The following is a 2,013-nucleotide window of genomic DNA, read 5'->3' on the forward strand; positions in this document are numbered from 1 at the left end:
CCTAAAGACCAAAACCGAAGCAATCGCCGCGCATCAGGCCGCGCCAGACCTCATCTCCGTCCTACCAGCGCCGAAATCCGGGTAGTTCGAGGCGTCCAGGTGGCCTCAACTGTGAGTATTAAGTCCGAAGGAAAAATATGAGCCTCTTCTACGATCTCCCTAAGCCTATTCTGCGTGTCGCTCTTGACTGGGAAGTTGATGCCATCGATCCGCCGGCCTCATTCGGTGGTTGGAATACTGGCAGAGTGGTTCAGCAGGTATTCGAAAGTCTTTTTGAGGACGATCTGGAGGACGAGTCGTCTGTCCCGACCCGGCTCGTTCCCGCGCTTGCCACTTCAGTTGAAATCTCTAGTGACGGACTTCAATACTTGTTTCGTTTGCGAGACGGCGTGCGATTTCATGACGGGTCTCGGTTCGATGCAAAGGCGGTACGGTTTAATGTAGAACGCATGTGGAACCCCCAGGCTCCTCAATATTCGCCTGTGGCAGCCGATTATAACAGGATCGGTCTTGAGGTATTAAAATCCGTGGAAGTTCTCGACCCTCTGTCGATCCTGATGACGCTAAAGGAACCCTTCCCAGAGTTTCTTCGATACATGACGCAAGAGGACGCGCCCGGTGCACATGTTTATCTGAGCCCAGAAGCACTGAAAACCCATGGAAACTCGGGTATCGCGGATCATGCGCCAGGCACCGGCCCGTTTCGCTTTGATAGTCGCTTTTCAACGCGCTTCGGCAGCGGAGTCAGGCTGATTGGCAATGACGATTACTGGGGAGGAACTCCTAGGCTAGGTGGGATCGAATTTAAACCCTACCCGAAATCAGAGGATCGCTATGAAGCGTTGCTCAACAGTGAAGTAGATTTGGCCTACGGTCTTGAGGGAGCCGACCTTGACGAGTTAACGCGACGGGGCTTTGTCGTCGTCGACGGCCAGGTACCGTATGTTTGGTATTTTATTTTCAATATGCGGGATCCCATCCTTTGTGACGTCCGAGTGCGTCGAGCAATCGCACATGCAGTGGATAGAGATGCGTTATGCAACGATATTTTTCGCGGACACACAGATGCCGCGTCCGGCATGCTGCCGCCGGCTTCGCCGGCCTTCGATGCAACCTACCGCTTTCCTTATAAATATGATCCGGAATGCGCACGGCAACTTTTGAAGGAAGCAGGAGTTGGGCCCGATTGGCGTCTGCACATCATGTCGGCAAAGGCCGGGGCCGGACATTCTGTTCGGATCTGTGACTATCTCGCGAAGAGTCTAGAAGCAATCGGATATGGCGCAGAGATCGTATGGACAGAAGATTGGATTTCTTATTGCCATCAATGGAGATCCGGTTTGCCGGATGGCGTCGGGGTCTCACAGATGAGTTGGGGTATGTCTTGTGATATCTGGTTGGACCAGGTGCTGCACTCCCGAAATAGTTCGCCCTTTGGATTCAATGCTGGATATTACTCCAGTCTAACTGTTGATAATTTAATGGATAAAGCTAAGCGAACACAGGATGACCATCAGCGAGGCCAGCTCTATCGACAAGCCAATGTACAGATCATGGCTGATTTGCCCGTGTTGCCAATGCTAAATCTACGTCGAGGTAATGTTGCTTATCACCCGCGAGTCAAAGCGTTTCGCAATCCAAGCCAAGATTGGCATTCGTTCAAAAATGTATGGATAGATTTGAATATTTGATCAGTCGGGTATCGCGGCGAGACTTCAGCTGCGAGCGCCTAGCGACCGTCGTCGACAACTCGAACTCGACACATCGCCAAACAGCCCTCCTTTCCGATGTGCTACGTCCGAGTTTGGGAGAATTGGCAGCTTTGAGCGCACCACGGATTTGTTCGGAGCGTGCTGGCCTTCCCCCTGAAAACGGGTCCATTTTGAGAGTTAGAGTTTCGGCTATGTCAGGCGAAATGAGAAATTGCCCCCCGGACGAAAGGAAGAACTGACCCCCTCTCTTTTGAGAGGACGGATAGATGACGACAGAGCTTTCGGCGACACCTGCATTCTC

At 52.2% G+C, this 2,013-nt stretch carries 1 protein-coding gene; it reads left to right on the forward strand.

From position 1 onward, the window contains the following. The first annotated feature begins 137 nt into the window (after window positions 1–137). Window positions 138–1,691, forward strand: a complete 1,554-nt coding sequence (locus ASD50_RS17655) for an ABC transporter substrate-binding protein (protein WP_056243989.1) — start codon at window positions 138–140, stop codon at window positions 1,689–1,691. Window positions 1,692–2,013: the final 322 nt, after the last annotated feature.

The sequence above is a fragment of the Mesorhizobium sp. Root552 genome, assembly GCF_001427285.1.
Classification (GTDB): domain Bacteria; phylum Pseudomonadota; class Alphaproteobacteria; order Rhizobiales; family Rhizobiaceae; genus Mesorhizobium.